This is a genomic window from Providencia sp. PROV129 (assembly GCF_028482245.1).
In the GTDB taxonomy this organism is placed as follows: Bacteria; Pseudomonadota; Gammaproteobacteria; order Enterobacterales; family Enterobacteriaceae; genus Providencia; species Providencia vermicola.
In genome coordinates, this window is sequence record NZ_JAMPQD010000006.1 from 412,518 (window position 1) to 434,962 (window position 22,445).

Here is a 22,445-nt window from a genome sequence, read left to right on the forward strand (position 1 = left end):
AATGAATCTACCAGTTGATTTTATTTATTTGAATAATATAGAAAATGGCGTAAAAGCTTTAGAGAAATGTCAATTAAATTTATTAGAAAAAGATTTAATTACAGTTGATTATAATAATAAAAAATATCTGATTGTTAATAAGTTAAAAATTAACCACCTGGCTGCTGCTTATATGGATTTGCATTATGCAATATCTGTATATAAAAAGGCAATTAACGGGTTTATGTTAAGTAGTGAAGCCCAGTATTATCAAATAATTGAAAGCGCAACGCGGGCAACAAGTAACAGTATTTTACTTGAAACGAGTCATGTTCAAAAGGAACTTGAAAGTTTATTACAAATAGCGGTAGATACAGGGGCGAGTGATTTGCATATTACACGAGGAGATGTGATTTCAAAAATTGAATTTAGAGTTAATGGTTCTTTAATTCTCTATTCACAAATGACATCAACAAGTTGTGATGAGTTAGTTTTTGTCTTGTATAACGTTGAAGCCACAACGAAAGAAACAACGTGGAATCGTCAGCAGCCACAAAGTGCGAATATTCTTTATGATTTACAAGGTAAAAAATACCGCTTTAGGTATGCACATTTTCCTATATTTGGTGAATCGAGTGACTGTTATCACTGCGTTTTACGAATAATCCCCGCATCCATCGATACTAATCCAAATCCGAGACTCGAAAATACAGGGTTGTCGCCAATAGAAATTGACGATATTAAAACGATTTTAAGCAATCCTTATGGTGCATATTTTATCGCAGGTACAACAGGATCTGGAAAATCAACAACACTTAAAACAGTCATGGAGTGGCTGCAAATTAACCGCTTCAATAATAAAGGTTGCTTTTTAACTGTTGAAGATCCAGTTGAATATTATATCTATGGCACTAAACAGAGTTCAGTATTGGATGTCGATGGAGGAGGGTTTCATTCGGCTATAAAGTCTGCACTTCGCCGTGACCCAGACGTTTTAATGATAGGAGAAATTCGCGACAAAATTTCTGCTAATGCGTTATCTGGCGCAGTTGAAAGCGGACATTACTGCTTCACTACAGTCCATGCGGGAAGCATTGTGACGTTATTACAAAGATTATCTGCATTAGGAATAGCAGGTGACAAACTCTCCACACCTGGTTTTATTGCTGGTTTACAGTGTCAGAAGCTAATGCCTCTTTTATGTCCCTATTGTAAAAAAACAGAGACCGTTATCTTGGGTAAGTTTCAAAAAGACATTTCTATTATCAATCGTGACGGGTGTAAACATTGCAAAAATACAGGAATTAGCGGGAGAAAGTTAGTGGTTGAATATATGCGACCTTCAATCGATGAACTGTCAGCAATTGCTCAAAATAATTGGCTAGAAGCCTATGTTCATTGGCGGAAAAAGCGCTTTATAGGTGAGGGAATTGGTGAAGGGTTTCAAATAAAAGAAAAAACGATGTTACTCGTGATTGAAAATAAAGTTTGTTATCAATGGTTTATTCATGAGTTTGGTGTTATTCCCCCTGATGATCTGGAGGTGATATTTGAAAAAATTCACTAAGTCTCAACGATTATACTTATATCAGTTTTGTGCAGATATGATTAATTCTAACCTTCCAATATATGATTCAATCATAAAACTTAAAAAAGAAGGAGGTTCAATTATTGGAAAAGGATTTGTGAAAAAATTGAATTTCCTTTTAGATAAAATGGCTAATAAGGAATCTATCGCTTCTGTTTTTGATGGTATGGTGCCCAAAAATGAACTTAGTTTAATTTATTCGGCAGAAAAAAGTGGGGCATTAGCAAATGGTTTCACCAGCATTATTGATGTGATTAAATATAAAGATCAATTAATGGCCAAGGTGATTAAATCAATAACTTTTCCTATGATTATGTTTGTTTTGTCATTAGTTGTGATTACGGGGTATTCACTAAAGGTTTTCCCTGCTTTTGAAAAGGTTTTACCTGTGAGCCGTTGGCCTGGAGTGACTAGTTCGCTGTATAACTTCGGACTAGCATTATATGAAGGGTTATGGATATATATGCTTATTTTTTTAGTAATAAGCATCATCGTTATTCGTCTCATTATGGCAAACTTAACAGGTTTAATGCGTGACCGTTTTATTGACAAAGTTATTCCATTTTCGACATTCAAACAATTAAATGCCTCTATCGTATTAAACAGTTTATCTGGCATGCTTAAAAATAAAATACCAATTAACGATGCTTTAACAATATTAAGTTTAAATGCAAATCGCTGGTTACAAAGCCACATTAAAATTATGCAAATTAATATGTCAAAAGGTATGAACTATGGTGATGCACTTAATACTGGGTTGTTGAATGTTCATGAACTTTTGAATATTAGCTTATATTCTGCACTGCCGTCATTTCATGAGGTTTTAACATCAGTATCAGAAAAATCTAAAATAAATATTAATGAGAAAATGGATAAATTAGCTGCATTATTAAAGTCATTTTCAACGTTGATATTAGGCGGTTGCGTCATTTGGGTATTTATTGCTTTATTTTCTTTATCCGACCAACTATCGAAAATGTCACAAATGTAATGAGTAGAAAAATGAAATTAAAAAAGTTATGTTTAAGTGCATTGCTATTACCAATGGCTGTTAATGGCGTTACGACAAAAGGGATTAAATATATTGATGGTTCAGGACCAGTAAACCCTGCTACGTTGGTTTGCGCTAATACCTCTACACCGTTACCACTTGTGGTTTCAACATTAAGAGATTTTGGCATGAATTCAGATTTTAAAAGCCGAGTAAAAGTGGTTGTTGAAGTTATATACTGGACAGAAAGGGAGCGGGGTATTCCCTTAAAACTAGCCAATTTTTTTGGTGATCGACAAGTTAATTGGGAAGGGAAACCTATTTTTGGTCAGGAGGTATCAGGTAGTATAGTATCACAAATTCCGTTAAGTACCCGGTTTATACCAAAAATGAGTGTGGCAGATGCAGGAATCGGTTATCCTAGAAAAAAAGATCAAAAGAAACAATTTGAACCTTACTATAATCAAGTTGAATATTTAAAATCACGATATTTCTATATTATTAATTATCGCCCTGATGTTCAGTATGGTGATTATGGCTTGAGGCAACCCGATGAAATTATTTGGTTACCAACTCGTTCTATTAAGAGTTTAAAGATAAGAGTCGAGGATAGAAAATTGCAATCAAGACCTGAAGCTTCTAATATAACTGCTTTTGTAGCATTTACCTGGACGGCTAAATCTGGTTATAACCCAAAATCAATGGATCCACCGATATTAGAACTGAGTAAAGTTGAGATGTCTGGGTGGGATAAGGAAAATGGCGGCAATATGCATATAGGAATTGATAACGATTTAAAAGTTCAATTTTTATCGAACTTGAGTGCTAAAGTGAGTATGTCATTAGGGGAAACCTATATTTTAGCGATGAACTGGAGCCGAATTCCAGATATTAGAAATCTGGCAACTAATACCAATTATTCTAAAAAATATAGAGAAGCACGGAATGCTTTTGCAGGTCCTCGAGTTAATTTTCATGATTTATATTTTGGAATGGAACGTGGAGAAAAATTTCCACAATATGACATAAACTTAAAAAAAACTGATTTTATTTATACTAATGCGGACTTAATTAATGGAAACTTAGGTGAGTTTGGCTACAAAAAATATGCTCAGACGTATTTTAGGGGAAGTATTAGTGCCTACAATAACGTCTATATTAATGAGGATCAGTATCGTAAAGATGGTTCAGTCTTAAATATTTGTGATTGATATGTATAGTTTTATTTATTTTTTTATCTCTTCCTTGCATTTATTGTAGGGTGCTGTATTGGAAGTTTTGTGAATGTGGTTATTTATCGATTGCCACTCATTATTTTTAATCGAGGAGGGGGGGAGTTATTAACATTAAGCTTTCCTCACTCTCATTGCCCACACTGTAAATTTAAGGTTTATAAACGCGATAATATCCCCGTTATTAGTTGGTTTTTATTAGAAGGTAAGTGTAGACATTGTAAAAATACAATATCAAAGATATATCCACTTTCGGAATTTATTTTTGGAGTTATTTTTAGTACGGTTTTTTATTTTTCTTACCAAAATAACGAACTGATAACAATAGTGATTTTCCTTATTGCTTTTAGTACATGTTACGCTATTTTCTTCATTGATTTAAAATGGTATATCATTCCTGACGAACTAAGTTACTTATTGATATGGTTAGGTTTAATCAGTTCAGTCATGAAATGGACATCCGTTATTCCTATTCAAGCCGTACTAGGTTGCGTTTTTATATGGGTATGCATAAAAACCATTATTATAGTATTTAAACGTGTGACAGGAAAAGAGGGTATGGGAGACGGTGATGCCAAGTTATTTGCAGCAGGAGCTACATTTATTGGCATTTCACAGGTACATTGGTTATTTTTACTATCGTCCATATTTGGCATAATATGTTATGTCATATTTAGATTATACAGTTATTCTCCTGATCGAGGTGATTATAAAAGTTACTATGACATTGATGAGAAACACCATGTGCCTTTTGGCCCTGCAATTTGCTTAGCAATTATCTTTTTATTCTATTACAACCAGATGAACTAACTTTTCATATGCTAAATATTCAAAAAGTATATTTTAATGTGTTTTAGTTAGATAGTGCATGGATTGTTTTTTTTGATTATTAATTTAATTATTTTTTTATTATTGTTTATTGGTTTTTTTTAGGGTATATTAATTCCGTAATTAATCTTTACTTTCATTTTCATGATTCGCCATTTTATGGGGTGCTGGTCACCCCTTTTTTTATTCATAATTTTATTTATATATTATTTGTATTTTATTTATATTTTCATTATATGCTTCTCTCTTTTGTTTAGTGTTTACTAGCATTAATAAAAATAATTTATTATTTTTATTTTAGCACTAAATTGGAATTAGTTTAATTGGTCATAAGATTTTTACCTACTTAATGGCTGTTAAAGTAGTGTCTTATTGATTTTTAGATATGAGACTATGAAACCATAATGAGTAAGGAGTGTTTAATGCCATCATTTGAAATGATTTCAAATAAAGTTAATAAATTAAGTTCGAAAACACTATCATTAGCAGATATCATGTTAATGTCTCAAGAACAGTTACATGAGCAGTTTAGTCATACTTTAAACAGGGATGAAATTGTTAATTTATATCAAATAGCACAAGAAAAATACAATGAGAATCGATTATTTGAATCCCAATTATTGGCCCGTATTAACCCTCAAACATCTGCTTTACGATCATTAAATGTAAAGCCTATCGCTGAAAAACACAGTTACATTGATATGTTCCCCGAGCGCTCTAATTATTTTGTTCGCGAGGGGTCTGTTTCTTCTTCTTTTTCTCCTGCTGCTTATTTAACTGAACTTTATCGAGAGGCTCTGCCTATTCATGACAAACAGTCTGTATACAATTTAGGTAATAGGCGGCCAGATATAAGTAATATACTGTTATCTCAAGACAATATGGATACTGAAACTTCTACACTCACCTATGCAAATGAAATACTTGTGAGTGCAATTTCAAGCATTATGGTAGAACCACCTGATAAGATTGAAGAAAAATTATCATCATGCCGGCAGGGTGGAGACCTACCTTACCATCACGCTTACCACACCGTTCGCCTAGGAATTTTTCAGCAAGATCCCCATTTAAAAACAATAACAAGCTTACCATTTTTCAATCGACTACTCACGGCACAAAAGTTGACGGCCCTTAGCTTAAATCTTCCACCTGAAAGCTTTGCCATTTTGACGGAAAACCTCACTGAGGACGAAGAAAAAATTAATGAACTTTATGATAAGAATTTTGGGGAGATCAGTGAGTCTGATTTGTCATCGATAACTCAGTTGTCTCGTTATTATCAAGTTTCTACAGATGAAATTGCCACTTTAATTGAATTAACTCGTCTAAGTTGCGGTTTTACAGATACGGGTGTTGATGGTAATTACAGCGCATTATTCCTTCTTTATTTCAACAAAATGGTTCGGTTATTCAGAGCGACAGAGCTAACGATTCAAGACATGGAGCGCATTGTTCTTAATACAGATTTACCTATTGATAAGTTAACACCCGATATTATTTATCAAATAGCATATGCGAAAATATTTGTGCAGCAAGGTTATTTAACTCTATCAGAAGCCTTCATTTTAGCTAATGCAATGATTGGCATAAGGTCAACATCGCTACAAGTCAGTCAGTTTGATCTTTTATTTAATACACCATTACTTGATGGGAAACGATACGAACTTGATGAGCAACTCATTACAGTTCATCCAGATAAACTCCTTCAAGGTGACAGCTTTCACCGGTCAGTATTAAAACGCAGTTTTAACGTTGATGATGCGGGATTATGGTTACTTCATCAAATGGGGAGCAGAAATAATTCCTATGCATTTAATAATACAAGGGAAAAGCTATCCGATTTATATCGGATCGTGTTGCTTGCACGTGCTCATGCATTAACCATTGATGAACTTGAGATTATCTTGCAGTTATCTGATTATCGTGAAGTGCCACTCTATGATCTCGACAATGACCAACTACATGAAATTATAAACTATGTATCGAAGATCACTTTGTGGTTAGCAGAGCAAAATTGGAACGTTTATCAGCTATTTATTATGGTAGGCGATATTACGAGTGCAGTGTGGACTCCAGCCCTCGATGATTTACAGCAAACGTTATTAAATGGTATTGGTGCTGGGCCTAATTTACATGGTGAAGCACTTGTGACAAGAATGGCGCCATTTTTTGTTTCAACATTGTCGTTAAATTCTAATTATATTTCAGAACTATGCTTGCATTGGGTTAACCAGATAAAGCCCAATGGGCAAACGGCGGATAAATTTTGGCAACTAATCCAAAAACAATTTCTTACAGATGCAGAACGCGCTGATGTTATTGCATTTACACAAACGCTAACACAATTATCTATTATTATTAATCAAATTCATCTAAGCGAACAAGAATTAGATCTGATTATTAAAAAGCCATCGTTATTGATTTCTAGCCTATCCGAATTAGGTTTAACGACCGAAATATTATTACAATTAACACAGTTTCATCAATGGGTGAATGGTTCAGGTGAATTTTCAAATGATGTGCTTACCGCACTGAATCATCAACAATTATCCGCTGAAATTTTAGCGAGTAGTCTAAACGATGATGTAGCAAAAGTGGGACAAGCACTTATGCTCGCTCGGCAAGTTGGGCTTCGCAGTAATCATAATGATGATGTCTCTTTGCCACCACAAGAACGAACCTATTTAGGGCACTGGGAGCAAGTTTCGATAGCAATACAGTTACTCTACGTGTCAAACCTACTTAATATCACACCTGATGGGATAGTTCAGCTGCTCGAATTATCTTACGAACCTAAAAAAGGCTACTTTTCCTGGACTGTACAAAGCCATCTTATCCAAGGCGCTTTGAATCAACCCGATAATGAAACAGTTTACCATCAATTAGAGGAACAATGGGGGAATGCATTAAGCACATTTTATCGTTTGAAAGCGGCTCCTGTTCCATTACCTACTCGTGATGATGTTTACTATTATTTATTAATTGATAACCAAGTCTCAGGGACAGTCACAACATCACGAATTGCAGAAACAATTGCATCGTTACAACTCTATATCTACAGAGCACTCAATGATCTAGAAGACAAAACCGAAAGTGGCGTAATCAGCCGCCCATTTTTTATTAATTGGGATAAGTATAATGCCCGGTATAGTACTTGGGCGGGGTGCGCTCAATTACTGTACTACCCTGAAAACTATCTTGACCCAACAATGCGAATTGGGCAAACACAGATGATGGATGGCATGTTGCAAGACATTAGTCAGAGTAATTTGTCCCCTGATACGATAGAAACTGCGTTTAATTCTTATCTTAGTCAATTTGAACACATCGCAAATTTAAATATCGTTAGCGGTTATCATAATAATATTAATTTTGATAATGGGCTTACCTATCTTATTGGTCATTCCGCAGATTCTAGCGGGTTTTATTGGCGTAGCGTCGACCAAGGTCAGTTTAATGAAGACGGAAAATTTCCAGCAAGTGCTTGGAGTGAATGGAAAGCCATTCAGATGGGGATAAATGCGGTTCAAGACTGGGTCAGGCCATTTATTTTTAATTCACGGCTTCATGTTGCTTGGGTTGAGAAAGAAAAACAAACAGATAGTGACAATCAACCAATAGAACACTATATACTGAAAATCAGTAAGTTAAATTACAATGGCACGTGGGCCGCGATCAACTCTTTTAGTCTTGATAGCACATTACGTATTTTTTCAAAAGACAAGTTATACCAAGTTGGGTTCTATTGTTCCTTGTATAGCAAAAGGGTCGATGGGCTAGATCAAGATACTATCTATATCCTTTTTTATACGAAAAAAGAATTTTATACAGAAGAAATGCCAACGACAGCTTCAGGCTTATTTATTTACCCGAATATGACCACCCAGAATATAAGTAGTCAAGATTCGAAAAATATTGTTCTCAAGGTTTATAATGATTTTGATACATTAAAAAACCAACATTTAATTAAAAAAATAGCGCAGGATAATTATTTATATAATAAATTTCAGTATACCTATATCTATGCGAAATATGGCTACGATAACTTAACTATGGTGAATGGTAGTGGCCTTAGCAATATTAATGTTGTTGAATCAGGAAATAGGGTAATTACATTAAGCCTTGACGCCAATTTGAGTATCTCTTACCGGGGGGAAGGAACACGTCAGCGTGAACAATGTAATATGATGAAAAAATATTACAATAATGAACCAAGCAAGTTTGTTATTTATCCCCAACAAACACTTGCTGGCAAACCGTTGTACAATGTCGTACATATGGTGAAAACGGAGGGGATGTATAATCAAAGTATTCTTCTTAATAACCCGAGTGCTGCTGACTTTTATGCATATAACTTAGGAAATAAAGGTGGTAGTGGGCCCATCCCGCCTTCAGAAGAATACTATCGACTTCCATCTTTAAAAGAATCAACGACACCAATAAGACAAATGGTTGTGTCAGATTCTGCCAACAATAAATCAAGAACAGATGGCTATTATGATATTAATACAGCACTCCCACCCCAAAATGTATATGTTCATATTTTTTCTGGGAATACAAAAAAAAGTTTTCTAGCCAGTAATTATGTTGAAAAACTACCAAATTTCAGCTTAGAGGAGATGATTTATAATTTTACGCACTTAGAGATTGATATTTCACTTTCTGAGTTTATTAATAATAAGCTAACAGTTACAGTGAATTATCATGCATACCCTCTTGATATGCGCGATTTAGGAACAAGAATTTATAAAATTGAAATACAACGGCAAAATCCCAAGATTGAAGTAATTAGTTTTAATAAAACAAACTTATATGCGCAATACATGCAACGTGATATGCATCGAGTTCGAATTAATACTTTATTTGCACAGCAGTTAATTACCAAAGCGAATAAAGGTATTGATCATATTTTAACAATGGATACGCAATATTTGCCTGAACCTCAAATGGGAAATGGTGATTATATTCGTGTCACAATACCCAAATACGATACTGGGTTGCATGGTAATTCAAGAGCGGCTAAGTTACTTATCGGGTCAGAAAGCGCTTCTATGGCTGTTTTTTGGCAGGGCAGATTGAATGATATCGATACGAATATCGTGCTTTTTGTTCCTTTAAGCCGAAAGGCATCACCGTTCAATGATATTATTGATTTTCCTAGTAATACTGAATTAACTTTACAGCTGCATTTCCAAAGTCAGAGTGGTCTTTCATCTATTGGTGTACTCGCTGCCTCAGTGGAAAATAACCGACTTTATCTTTCCAATTATACGCCAAATAGTCATCAATCTGTACAAGTTGAATTGCTAAAAAATTATATTGAGCCAATGGATTTTACGGGGGCTAATTCACTGTATTTTTGGGAGATGTTTTATTACTTACCCGCTATGGTGTGTTCCCGGTTATTACAAGAAAACCAATTTGATCAAGCGCTTACCTGGCTTAAGTATATTTGGAGCCCAATGGGGTACCAAACATGGCAAGGCAATAAAGCGCCATACTCTTGGAATTGTAGACCACTTGAAGAAAGTATCTCTTGGAGTGCGTCGACGATTGATACCACAGATCCTGATGTTATCGCACAAAATGACCCTATACACTATAAGATCACAACATTTATGAAAATGCTGGACTTATTAATTGCTCGTGGGGATACAGCCTATCGGCAACTTGAAAGGGATATGTTGAATGAAGCTAAAATGTGGTATACCCATGCGCTGAGTTTACTTGGAGAAAAACCGTATATTCCTAATATAGGCGATAAATGGGGGGATATTAATTTAGGTGCCGCCGCAGAACAACAACGCATTAAGAATTATCATGATGATCTTATTCATATTCATCAAAGTGGGGTCTTACGTCGACCATCAGAAAGAGTTGAACAACTGATGCCATGTTTCTATCCGCAGGTGAATACAAAGCTTGAAGGCTACTGGGATCTATTAGAACTACGGTTATATAACTTGCGCCATAACCTTTCAATTGATGGGCAACCTTTGCATTTACCTTTGTATGCTGAGCCCCTTTCCCCAGAAGTATTAAAAAGTTCAAGCATTATTTCATCACACGGAGGGAGAGCATTACCGAAGGTACAATTACCCCTACAACGTTTTTCAGTTGCATTAGGTAATGCACGAGGATTAGTCAGTCAATTGATGCAATTTGGTAACATGTTGCAGGGGATTATTGAACGACAGGATAGTGAAGCGATGGCTGAGATGATGCAGCTACAGGCAAGTGATCTTTCGCAAGTATCCATTGCCTTACAAGAATCAACCATTGCTGAAATTGAAGCGGATAAAAAAGTTCTGCAGGCAAATAGACAAGGCGCTTTACAGCGTTTCAATAGCTATACCCGCCTTTATGATGAAAATGTGAATGTGGGCGAACAATTGGCGATGGATCTTTTTTTATCATCATCCATCACAGCATTGAGTTGCGAAGCATTGCGTATGTCAGCAGCGATAATGAATATGATCCCTAATATTTATGGCCTTGCCGTTGGCGGTGGGGAGAGTGGCGCTATTTTCAACGCGTTAGCCATTGGTACAGAAATGAGCTCTCATGCTACGCGAATTTCAGCGGAACGCCTTAGTTATAATGAAACCTATAGACGCCGACGCCAAGAGTGGGGGATCCATAAAGATAATGCACAGAATGAGTTGGAACAAATAGATGCTCAGCTTGATCTGTTGGGAATTCGTCAGGAATCGGCAAAGCTGCAAAAGCGCTATTTAGAAATGCAAAGGGGACATACACAAGCTCAACTGGAATTTATACAACGCAAATTTAGCAATAAAGCCATGTATAACTGGTTACGTGGTTGTTTATCTTCAATTTATTATCAATTTTATGACCTTACATTGTCTCGTTGTTTAATGGCTCAAGAGGCTTTCCGTTGGGAGACCAACCAACGTGATGCCACATTCATCAAACCAGGCGCATGGAACAGTAATTATGCGGGATTACTGGCAGGAGAAAACCTTGCGTTGAATTTGACTCAACTGGATGAAGCATACCTTAAACAAGAAAGTCGCCCGATGGAAGTGACTCGTACAATCTCTCTGGCGCAATGGTATTCCTCACAACCTGATGGTAACGGTTTTATCTTAGCGGATGAAGTGAAAAACATCTTGATTAAAGAGGAAGGCGGGGTGGGAACTCGAGAAAATGGATTAATACTCGAGCATAATGGCATTTTAATGAGCACATTTAAACTTGCTGATTTTAATATCAAAAATGACTACCCAGATAATTTAGGCAATATTCGTCGAATTAAACAAATGAGTGTATCTCTTCCAATGCTAATGGGGGCTTATCAGGATATTCAAGCTGTGCTGAACTACAGTAGTAGCCTTATCGTTCCGAGGGGATGCAATACTATTGCACTTTCCCACGGCATTAATGATAGTGGTCAATTCCAACTCAATTTTGATGATCCCCAATTCCTACCTTTTGAAGGCATTCCTATTGATGATAGCGGGATTTTCACCCTCAGTTTTCCAAATGCAACAGGAAAGCAAAAATTATTACTTTTGAGTTTAAGTAATATTATTTTGCATATTCACTACGGTATACGTCAATAATCTCATGGAAGTACAGGCAGGAGACTGCCTGTCAGGAAAATACTATGGAAAAACAATCTGGTGTTAATATTGCGCCATTATCGCTCCCAAAGGGTGGTGGAACTAGCCAAGGTATGGGGGAGAACATTGCAAGTGCAGGCCCAAGTGGTATGTCATCAATGTCAATTCCACTTCCTTTATCTTCGGGGCGAACCTATTCCCCCTCTCTCTTATTATCCTATAGCAGTGGAGCTGGGAATGGCGCTTTTGGTTTAGGCTGGCAAGTAGGGCTGTTATCAATTAGCCTCAGAACACAACATGGCGTTCCCCGTTACGCAGGAAAGGATCAGTTTTTGTCGCCAGCAGGCGAGCTATTAGTGATAGCGGTCAATACATTAGGCGCTGCCGATGTTCAACGACGCACACAATTACAGGGTGTAACGCTATCATCGACACATTTAGTGACGACGTATCAACCGAGAGTGATTGAAGATAATAGCCGCTTAGAATATTGGCAACCGAGTAGTGAAGGTGAGGAAAAGCCTTTCTGGGTTATTTATTCACCTGATGGAAATATCCATTTTTTAGGTAAGACGAAACAAGCGCGTATTTATTGCGCTGAAAATACCAACCAAATTGCACAGTGGCTTATTGAGGAAACCATTACGCCCACTGGAGAACATGTTTATTATCAGTATAAGGCGGAAAATATCGCTAACTGTGATGAACAAGAGCAAGCGCTCTCTTCCGCAAGTGTGGGGGCACAACGTTACTTATGGCAGGTTTCGTATGGCAACATTCAAGCAGCACAAACGCCTTTCATTCTAAGAGATACCCCTATTCAAGAAAATAGTTGGTTGTTTCATGCCATCTTTGATTATGGCGAGCGCAGCATCATCGATATAGATAAACCCGATTATCATGAGCAATCACTTTGGTTGTGCCGGCCTGACTGTTTTTCACGGTTTGAATATGGTTTTGAAATAAGAACACGTCGCCTTTGCCAACAAGTTCTGATGTTTCATCGGGTCGATTTATTGTCAGGCGCAACTGCCTCTGAACAGCCACCTGAACTCGTCGCCAGAGTGGTGTTTGAATATGATTTGCAGCCTACATTAACCACGCTGGTGGCTGTAAAACAAATAGGGCATGAAATTGGAGGGGAAATAGTTACCAGAGCGCCTTTAGAATTTGATTATCAACATCAAGAACGCCCTAAAGCGAGTCAATGGGGGGAGTTCACGGCGTTACAATATTTCAATTCACAGCAGTCATATCAACTGGTTGATTTATTTGGTGAAGGAATTTCGGGGATTTTATATCAATCGCCTGAAGCTTGGTGGTACCGTTCCCCTGAGCGGGATGCCACCATTGGGGAAAATGCGGTGAGTTATGCGGAACCCACTGCATTAGTGCAAACGCCTTCTTTGAAACAAAATGCGGTTTTGATGGATTTTACGGGGAATGGCCAATTAGATTGGGTTATTGCTCAACCTGGTCTTGAAGGTTACTACAGTCAACAGCCTGATAGTCGCTGGACTCAATTTATTCCCATCTCTGCATTTCCGACGGAATACTTCCACTCTAGATCACAACTTATTGATTTAACAGGTAACGGTATCATAGACCTTGTTTTAATAGGCCCGAAAAGTGTACGTATTTACGCCAATAACAGAGAGGGATTTTCGGCGGGTGAACTCACGATACAACCTGAGGGAGTGGTTTTACCGATTGCCAATGCAGAAACATTAGTCGGGTTTAGTGATCTTTTAGGATCAGGCCAACAGCATTTGGTCGAAATTAATGCCGGAGGGGTCACTTGCTGGGCAAATTTAGGTTATGGGCAATTTAGTCCCCCACGCACGCTCGACGGTTTTAGTTTGCCAAAAGCCTTATTCAATCCAAATTTTATTTATCTTGTTGATACGGATGGCTCTGGTTATGTTGACTTAATTTATGTGCAACCGACACAACTTTTAGTGTATAGCAATGAAGCGGGTAATCGCTTTAGTGAACCTTATGTCATCGCGTTACCCACAGGGGTGCAATTTGATAATACATGCCTGTTGCAAGCTGCAGATGTGACGGGTATGGGGGTAGTTAGCTTAATCTTAACTGTTCCACATCAAGCCCCTTATCACTGGAAATTGGATTTTGCCTCGGAAAAAGCGTGGTTATTAAGCACAATCAACAACAATATGGGGGCTGAAACGTCACTGAGGTATCGAAGTTCTGCACAATTTTGGCTCGATGAAAAAGCTAAGTTGCAGAGAATGGGCTTACCTATAGTTTCGCATCTTCCATTCCCTATCCATGTTTTATGGCAGACACAAAGCGTGGATGAAATTACGCAAAACTGTTTGATCAGCAGTATCCGTTATGAGCAAGGGGTTTGGGATGGTGTTGAACGTGAATTTCGTGGTTTTGGTTACTTGGAAATGCTCGATACTGATGAGCGAGCCCAAGGGAATGCCCCCGAACGTACTGCTCCAACCCTAACAAAAAACTGGTTTTTAACGGGAAATCAAACGGTTGACCAACAGCAATATCACTATTTTTGGGAAGGAGATCCTCACGCATTTGACCATTTATATCCACGCTACAGCCAATGGGTTGATGACAAAGATATATCACTGGATACTTTTCCTGATGGGGGGGAATATTGGCTTTCCAGAAGTTTAAAGGGGATGCCGCTACGTACTGAGGTGTTTGGTTTAGACGGGAGTGATAAACAACATGTTCCCTATAATATTGTAGAATTTCGGTTTCAATCGCGTTTACTCCCCTCCACATCGGCTCAATATGTCACCCAAGTTTCACAAATAGAAGAAAGAACTTATACCTACGAGCGAATTATCTCTGATCCACAATGTGCTCAATCCATTGTTGTTGAACAGGATTTATATGGGGCAGCCCTTAAGGAAGTCACGATTGCTTACCCTCGTAGACCAAAACCAGCAAGTGATCCTTATCCGACGACACTTCCAACTACCACTGTAGGAAGTAGCTATGATGAACAACAAACTATTTTACGCTTAGTGATAAAACAATCGCGATGGCATCAATTAATCTCCTCTGATACTTATGTTTTAGGTATTGCGGATTGTCAACGTAGTGATGCATTTGAATTTGTGGCCACAGAGGTGCCAAAAGAAGGGATTACGCTTGAAACGTTGATAGCTAACAATGGCCTATTAGGTAAACATCGTGCTTCGGCATACTTAGGTCAACAGCGGATCGTTTATACCGATGGTAAACGCGAGTTTGTGGAGCCTATTTTCCCTGTTCTCGTGGCGTATACCGAAACCGCAGTTTTAGATGAACAAGCATTAAAAGCATTTGATGGACATATTGGAAAAGAGGAGCTTATTCAATATTTATATAAAGGTGGCTATACCCAAGCGCCACAGCTATTGGGTCATTCCACGGAGTTGGTTTGGTGTGCTCGTCAAGGTTACACCGATTATGGTGATGCAAAACAATTTTGGCGGCCATTGGCGACTCGAACGACGTTATTGACGGGAAAAACACATTATCGTTGGAGTCAACATTACTGTGTAATCACTGCGATGGAAGATGCTGCAGGCATGACAACATATGCACAGTATGATTATCGGTTTATGACGCCAATTCAAATTCAAGATATCAATAATAACCAAAGTCATGCCGCATTAGATGCTCTAGGGCGAGTCACGTCTACACGTTTTTGGGGAACAGAAAATGGCTTACCGTGTGGTTATAGCCCCCCGTCAGATAAACCTTTTAAGGCACCATTAACTGTTGAGGACATTCTAAGTTTGCCAAAAGGCACCCCTGTTTCCCAAGCGATTGTTTACTGTGATGATAGCTGGATGTATCAAATTGATAAACCACATGATTTACCTCAGGATTTTAAAATAACAATAGGGAAAAAAATAGGTTCTTTAGCGCTACGTCGGTTGCGAAGGTCTTGTGCATTAAAGCAAAAACCATTTGTCGCTTTGACGACGGGTATGCGTATTCCACCGCATTTTTGTACGATTACGACAGACCGTTATGATAATGACCCTGAACAGCAGCTACGCCAACAAGTGGCTTTTTTTGACGGTTTTGGGCGATCGTTACAAACGTCTATACGCCATGAAGCTGGAAATGCTTATATACGTGATGATTCAGGGGCTCTTCAGTGTGATCCTCAAGGAAAGTTAATTGAACGCTTTACATCAACTCGTTGGGCTGTAACAGGAAAAACAGAATACAACAACAAAGGTCTTGCCGTCAGAACATATCAACCTTATTTCCTCAATAGCTGGCGTTATGTCAGTGATGCTAGCAGCCGGAGTGATTTGTATGCCGATACGGTTTATTACGACCCACTAGGAAGAGCTAGCCAAGTATTAACGGCTAAAAATTATTTACGGCGTACTCAAGTATTCCCGTGGTTTACAGTTGAAGAAGACGAAAATGATACGTTAGAAGGGTAAACAGGGGGAGACGATGAAAAAAAGCGTAAACATGTCTTTTCATGCAGGAACACCCACAAAACAAGTTACGGATAACCGGGACTTGACTATTCGCCATCTACAGTATTATCGGGAACCAAAACAACCTACAGATCTTGATGAACGAGTCACATTACAGCAGTTAAACATACAGGGGTATTTAGTCAGTTCAGCTGATCCTCGGTTAGGCTCAAGCAAGATAAACAACATGATTTCCCGCTATAATTTAATGGGAGAGACTCTGTTCACTCATGGGGTTGATGTGGGAGATTCCGTTGCGCTAAATGATATTGAGGGACGTTTATTATTTAGCATTGATGCTAATGGCATTCGTCGAACTTGCCAATATGAGGCCAAAATGACGTTGGGCCGTCCTATTAGCATCTCGGAACAAATAAATAACGAAGCTCCTTATATCAGCGAATGCTTTATTTATGCAGGTTCCTCCATTGACGAACAAAAAGCAAATTTGGCAGGGGCCTGTGTTGGTCACTATGACACAGCGGGGTTATTAGTATTAAAACAGGTTTCCCTTCAAGGGAAGCCGTTGTTAACGACTCGTCAATTTATACTGAAAATTGAAGAGAGGGAAACGGATGTTAATTGGACGAATAATGAAGAAAAACAAAAACTTGAAACGGAAGAGTACGGCTATCAAATACACGTTGATGCCACAGGGAGTTTGCTGAAATCTATCGATGCGAAAGGCAATCAGCAACGCTACGCATACAATATTGCTGGGCAACTTAAACATCATTGGCTAACTATTAATGGTCAAAAAGAGCGTTCGGTGATTCAATCGGTTAAATATTTAGCATCAGGGCAAAAACAGCAAGAAGAATTGGGTAATCATGTGCTCACACAGTATGAATATGAGCCACAAACACAGCGTTTATTGCGCGTCAAAACACAACGACCTAATACTAATTCGCTAGGCTTCAAACTTTTCCAAGACATCCATTATGAATATGATCCTGTGGGAAATAGGACAAGTATGCGTAATGATGCAGAAAAAACACGTTTTTGGCGTAACCAAAAAATCCCCCCTGAACAGTGCTATCAATATGATTCATTATACCAACTGGTTAGTGCTACAGGGCGTGAAATGGCGAATATTGGGCAACAACATCATCAAATACCTCACTATGTGCCTTTTGATAATGCAACTTATACCCAATATATTCGGCATTATGTTTATGACCGAGGAGGAAACCTAACCAACATCCATCATCACTCTCCTGCCACCAATCAAAGTTATATAATACAAATGACGGTAAGCGATAAGAGTAACCGTGCCATCAGTAAGTCATTAGCCACGGAATCAAACCAGGTTGATGATTTTTTCACTTTAAATGGCCAGCAAAAACAGCTGATGAAAGGACTATATCTCAATTGGAACCCGCGTCAGGAGTTACAACATGTTTCCAGCCTAAGCTTGAATGAACATTATCGTTATGACAGCGCAAGTCAGCGTGTTTTCAAAATGAGTCAACAAGATCATTCTTGTGTCCAAACAAGGTATTTAACGGATTTGGAAGTTAACATTACACAACGAAATGACATCATAAAAGAACGTTTACAGGTCGTTAACATCGGGGGTGAAGATAATGTTCAAGTGCACGTTTTACACTGGGAGGATAACGCGCCAGATGGTATCAAGAATAATTTATGGCGTTACAGCTTTGATTTTTGGGCTGGTAATGGGGGTTTAGAGTTAGATGAAGAGGGGCGAATTCTCAGCCAGGAGGAGTTTTATCCTTATGGCGGTACAGCTGTTTGGTTGGCAAGTAATCAGGTAGAAGCTGATTATAAAACACGACGTTATTCAGGTAAAGAACGTGATAAGACTGGGTTGTATTATTATGGTTACCGTTACTACCAACCGTGGGTTGGTCGTTGGTTAAGTGCCGACCCCTTGGGAACGGTGGATGGGCTGAATTTCTACCGAATGTCTCGTAATAACCCGATCAACTATCATGACCCTAATGGCCTATTTCCTTTTCATTTGCTTAATCCATTACATTGGGTCAGAGAATTAAGGCGAAGATCAGCAGAAAGAAAAACGGCAGAAAATGCAGATTATAGTTATATTTTCATGGCTAATGGCCGTTATTGGAACAACCGTTTTAATGATAAAGCGAGCTTTGATCGGGTCACACATAAAAATATTGAGTACTTACGCAAGGTTACCTCACCATTGAATGAGGCGGAATCAAGTTTTGTTGAACGATTTACCAAATTGAATTTTACATTACTTCATGCGTCAAAGACGGATTTTATGGTTAATGGCGAGGTCACATTTAAGTCAAGAGTCGCATTACGAAATAATAATATTATTGATTACACACATAATCACACCAGCTATTCAGATGAAATGAATTTACAAACAAAGGAATTTGTTTTTTTCTCACTAGGTATTGAGGCGGCAGAAGGTAAGCAGGTTAGCCGATTTGGCGATAAATTATATTATACCCCTTTAAATAGTGTCGAAAACGAACAATACATGCCGTATTCACATATTTCGATTAATGACACTTTAAACTACAACACGCGACAATTCTCAAGGCGCTTAGGGCGTACGTTTGGTCGTGATGATGGCAATATCCTTAAAGAAGAAAGAATTGCTAAAGAAGCTAGCGAAACGGTGTATGCCTACCGTAATTTTAAAGAAGCAATCGCGTTAAGGATGATCAACTCTGCAAAGTTACTTTCTCCAGCAGGATATAGCCGAATAGTTAATACTCAGAGCAATCAAGAGTTTGATATGTTTATGTCATTATTATTTCGTCCTCAACTTCTCGTTCCGAGAGAATTAAAATCAAAAAATACCACAATAAAATCAATTCAGCATAGGCCTGAACTCATGGGGACATGTTAGGAGGTAATTAATTTCTTTGTAATATAAGGAGAAACATGACTTTTTTATTGTCAACAAAAACACCAACAATCGATGTTGTTGATAATCGAGGACTAAATATACGAACGTTTGAATATCATCGACACCCTAATGCACTGAATATGACTGATGAGCGAATTTCATACCAGCAGTTTAATATAAAAGGGTATTTGTACAAAAGTACTGACCCACGTTTACATATTCATGTCCAAGCTAATTTTTGCTATCACTATGATCTGTTGGGAACACTACTTTATTCAAATGGCGTTGATAATGGTGAGGTACGACGGCTAAATGATATTGAAGGGCGTTTGTTAGTCAGTATTGATGCTAATAATATTTGGCGTACGTGTGATTACGAGGGTAAAAACACGTTAGGGAGATTAATTCGTTGCCTAGAGCGTGACGCTGTCACTATTGTGAGTGATTATTTTGTTTATGCAGGTAATTCTCCTGTAGAGCAGGCAAACAACTTAGCAGGACACTGCATTTCCCACTATGACCCCGCAGGGTTATTACAGTTGAACCAAATATCCCTCACGGGATCGCCGCTTTCAACTGCTCGGTGTTTTATTCAAGATGCCGAGAATGCGGAAGTCATTGCAAATTGGCGGCAGGGTGAAATGGATAATACGCTTTCGCAAGAGATTTTTGTTAATCAAAAGGCCTATGATGCGACAGGTTCTATATTATTGACGCAGGATGCGAAAGGCCATCAGCAGCGCTTATTTTATGATATTGCGGGGCAGTGTATAGGGCATTGTCTAACGATTTCGGGTGAGCCCGAACGGGTTCTCGTTCAATCCATCACTTATACCGCCAATGGAAATATTGTGCGAGAGGAATGGGGGAATGGAGTGGTTTCATGGAATGAATATGAGCCCCAAACCCAACGTTTAATTCGCTCTCGAACAGAGCGACCAGTAACCCATCCTCTCGGTTTTAAACGCCTACAAGATTTACGTTATCAATATGATCCCGTAGGGAATATTGTTTGTATTTACAATAATGCTGAACCTGTACGCTTTTGGCGAAACCAAAAAATAGAGCCGAAACAAAGCTTTGTCTATGATAGTTTATATCAATTGGTGAGTGCATCAGGGCGTGAAATGGCAAGCAATATCACGGAAAAGACCAAACTACCCAGATATTGTTCGTTCGACAGTATGACTATCACCCAATATTTTCGTACCTATCAGTATGATCGCAGTGGCAATTTAATACAGATCCACCATCGAGCTCCTGCGACAAACCAATGCTATACCCAATCAATGACCACAAATACGCACAGTAATCGCGCTGTTCTCGATTCACTTACTGCACACAGTGATGAAGTTGACCACTTTTTTACACCAAGCGGACAGCAGACACAGTTATTTCAAGGGCAATGCCTTGACTGGACGGTGCGGCAAGAATTACGACAGGTTTATCAGGGAGAGGTTAATGAACATTATCGTTATGATTCGAATAGTCAGCGTGTTTTAAAGGTTAGCCAACAAAAATCAAATAGTTACCAAACCTATTACTTAGACGACTTAGAATTGCGTTACAAACAAATTCATGGAAAAGAAGCAGAGCAACTACAACTGATTGTTGTAGGGAATGCGGGAATTGCATCTATTCGCGCTTTGCATTGGACAAACAGAAGGGCAGATATAATTAAAAATAACGTAATACGTTACAGTATTAATGCGTTAGCGGGGAGTGGTGATTTAGAACTGGATCAATCAGGGCAATTGATGAGTTATGAAGAGTATTATCCCTATGGTGGAACTGCAATATGGGCAGCACGCAGTGCGCTTGAAGGGGAAGATAAGACACATCGTTATTCAGGTAAAGAACGGGATGCAACAGGGCTTTACTATTATGGTTATCGCTATTATCAGCCATGGTGTGGGCGTTGGTTAAGTGCCGACCCTGGTGGAACTGTCGATGGATTGAATTTGTTTCGAATGGCAAGGAATAACCCACTGAAATATAAAGATAATAATGGGCTAAATCCGTTTAATCAAATTGTTGAATATTATCATCGGCGCATTGATGAAAAGGCTAAAATAAGAGCCAATGAAAGCTATAAAATCATGTCGACAGGTACAGATTGGGTTTCACGCGATGATGATTCAATCCCGTTTATGGACCTCGATTCTTTCAATGCAATGACGCAGGATAATATGCAGAATTTACGCCTTGCTGTAGGTGAAATCAGGGGCGATTCGTTAGAATTTGTGAATAATTTCAACGAATTAAAATTTGACTTAATTCATTTCACAGATAAACGATTTTTAGAACGTGGTAGTCATGCCGTTTTTCGTTCCCGAGATAGCTTGCTAGACAAAATGCTGATCCGCTCTGACCACACGAACACCACAGATTTCGATTTTGTGGGTTTAAAAACAAAAGATTTTGTTTTTTTCTCTCTCGGTGTTGAGGGAGTGACAGGGAAAATGGGTAGCCGATTTGGTGATTTAAAATATGTTACCCCACTAAATTCAGTGCGTGATTATAAGTATTTAAAATATGGGCATATGGCAATTAATGATACGATGCTGTTTGATAAAAGAATGACATCACAAGGTAGACTTGTTGACAAATTTCGAGGTGATCTGTGTGCTGCCGCAACATTAACTCATGAAAAAATTGCAACAAAACCCAGTGATACGCTTTATCCGTATAGTGATTTTAAAGAAGCACTTGCATTACGCATCGTCAAATCAACGCGATTACTCAACAAACATTCGCAACAAATTGTTTTCTCAACAACTTCAGACGCAGAATTCGATAATTTAATTTCCCTTTTTTACCGCCCTCAAATTCTTGTCCCTAAAAAATTACATTCGAAGAATACTCGAATTGTACAAGGGCAGAGAATGAATATTCATTAATGA

Annotated in this window: 8 protein-coding genes; all 8 read left to right on the top strand. The window is 38.2% G+C overall.

Annotated elements, in window-relative coordinates; all coding sequences use genetic code 11:
• Window position 1 precedes the first annotated feature (1 nt).
• The 8 genes from PSF27_RS04780 (at window position 2) to PSF27_RS04815 (ending at window position 22,442) form a co-directional block, all read left to right on the top strand.
• The gene (locus PSF27_RS04780; RefSeq protein WP_272680981.1) at window positions 2–1,546 is read left to right on the top strand and encodes an ATPase, T2SS/T4P/T4SS family; all 1,545 of its coding nucleotides are present in this window, start codon (window positions 2–4) and stop codon (window positions 1,544–1,546) included.
• Window positions 1,530–2,558: a type II secretion system F family protein gene (locus PSF27_RS04785; RefSeq protein ID WP_206086040.1), complete on the top strand. Its 1,029-nt coding sequence runs from the start codon at window positions 1,530–1,532 to the stop codon at window positions 2,556–2,558. Before PSF27_RS04780 ends, PSF27_RS04785 begins: the two co-directional genes overlap by 17 nt.
• A gap of 11 nt (window positions 2,559–2,569) precedes the next feature.
• Window positions 2,570–3,769, top strand: a complete 1,200-nt coding sequence (locus PSF27_RS04790; RefSeq protein ID WP_272680982.1) for a hypothetical protein — start codon at window positions 2,570–2,572, stop codon at window positions 3,767–3,769.
• Between the two features lie 42 nt (window positions 3,770–3,811).
• Window positions 3,812–4,600, top strand: a complete 789-nt coding sequence (locus tag PSF27_RS21005) for a prepilin peptidase (RefSeq protein ID WP_272681005.1) — start codon at window positions 3,812–3,814, stop codon at window positions 4,598–4,600.
• A 440-nt stretch (window positions 4,601–5,040) separates the two neighbouring features.
• Entirely contained in the window at window positions 5,041–12,204 is a 7,164-nt protein-coding gene (locus PSF27_RS04800) for a neuraminidase-like domain-containing protein (protein ID WP_272680983.1), read from the top strand.
• 44 nt (window positions 12,205–12,248) lie between these two features.
• Window positions 12,249–16,646 carry a SpvB/TcaC N-terminal domain-containing protein gene (locus PSF27_RS04805; protein ID WP_272680984.1) on the top strand — a complete coding sequence of 1,466 codons (4,398 nt, stop codon included), beginning with the start codon at window positions 12,249–12,251 and terminating at the stop codon, window positions 16,644–16,646.
• 13 nt (window positions 16,647–16,659) lie between these two features.
• Window positions 16,660–19,542: an RHS repeat-associated core domain-containing protein gene (locus PSF27_RS04810; RefSeq protein WP_272680985.1), complete on the top strand. Its 2,883-nt coding sequence runs from the start codon at window positions 16,660–16,662 to the stop codon at window positions 19,540–19,542.
• A gap of 35 nt (window positions 19,543–19,577) precedes the next feature.
• Entirely contained in the window at window positions 19,578–22,442 is a 2,865-nt protein-coding gene (locus tag PSF27_RS04815; protein ID WP_272680986.1) for an RHS repeat-associated core domain-containing protein, read from the top strand.
• Window positions 22,443–22,445 lie beyond the last annotated feature (3 nt).

What these genes read in the sequence shown, in the direction of transcription:
- PSF27_RS04805 (WP_272680984.1), top strand. Translation starts at nt 12,249, where the DNA reads ATGGAAAAACAATCTGGTGTTAATATTGCGCCATTATCGCTCCCAAAG.
- PSF27_RS04810 (WP_272680985.1), top strand. Translation starts at nt 16,660, where the DNA reads ATGAAAAAAAGCGTAAACATGTCTTTTCATGCAGGAACACCCACAAAA.
- PSF27_RS04790 (WP_272680982.1), top strand. Translation starts at nt 2,570, where the DNA reads ATGAAATTAAAAAAGTTATGTTTAAGTGCATTGCTATTACCAATGGCT.
- PSF27_RS04800 (WP_272680983.1), top strand. Translation starts at nt 5,041, where the DNA reads ATGCCATCATTTGAAATGATTTCAAATAAAGTTAATAAATTAAGTTCG.
- PSF27_RS04815 (WP_272680986.1), top strand. Translation starts at nt 19,578, where the DNA reads ATGACTTTTTTATTGTCAACAAAAACACCAACAATCGATGTTGTTGAT.
- PSF27_RS04780 (WP_272680981.1), top strand. Translation starts at nt 2, where the DNA reads ATGAATCTACCAGTTGATTTTATTTATTTGAATAATATAGAAAATGGC.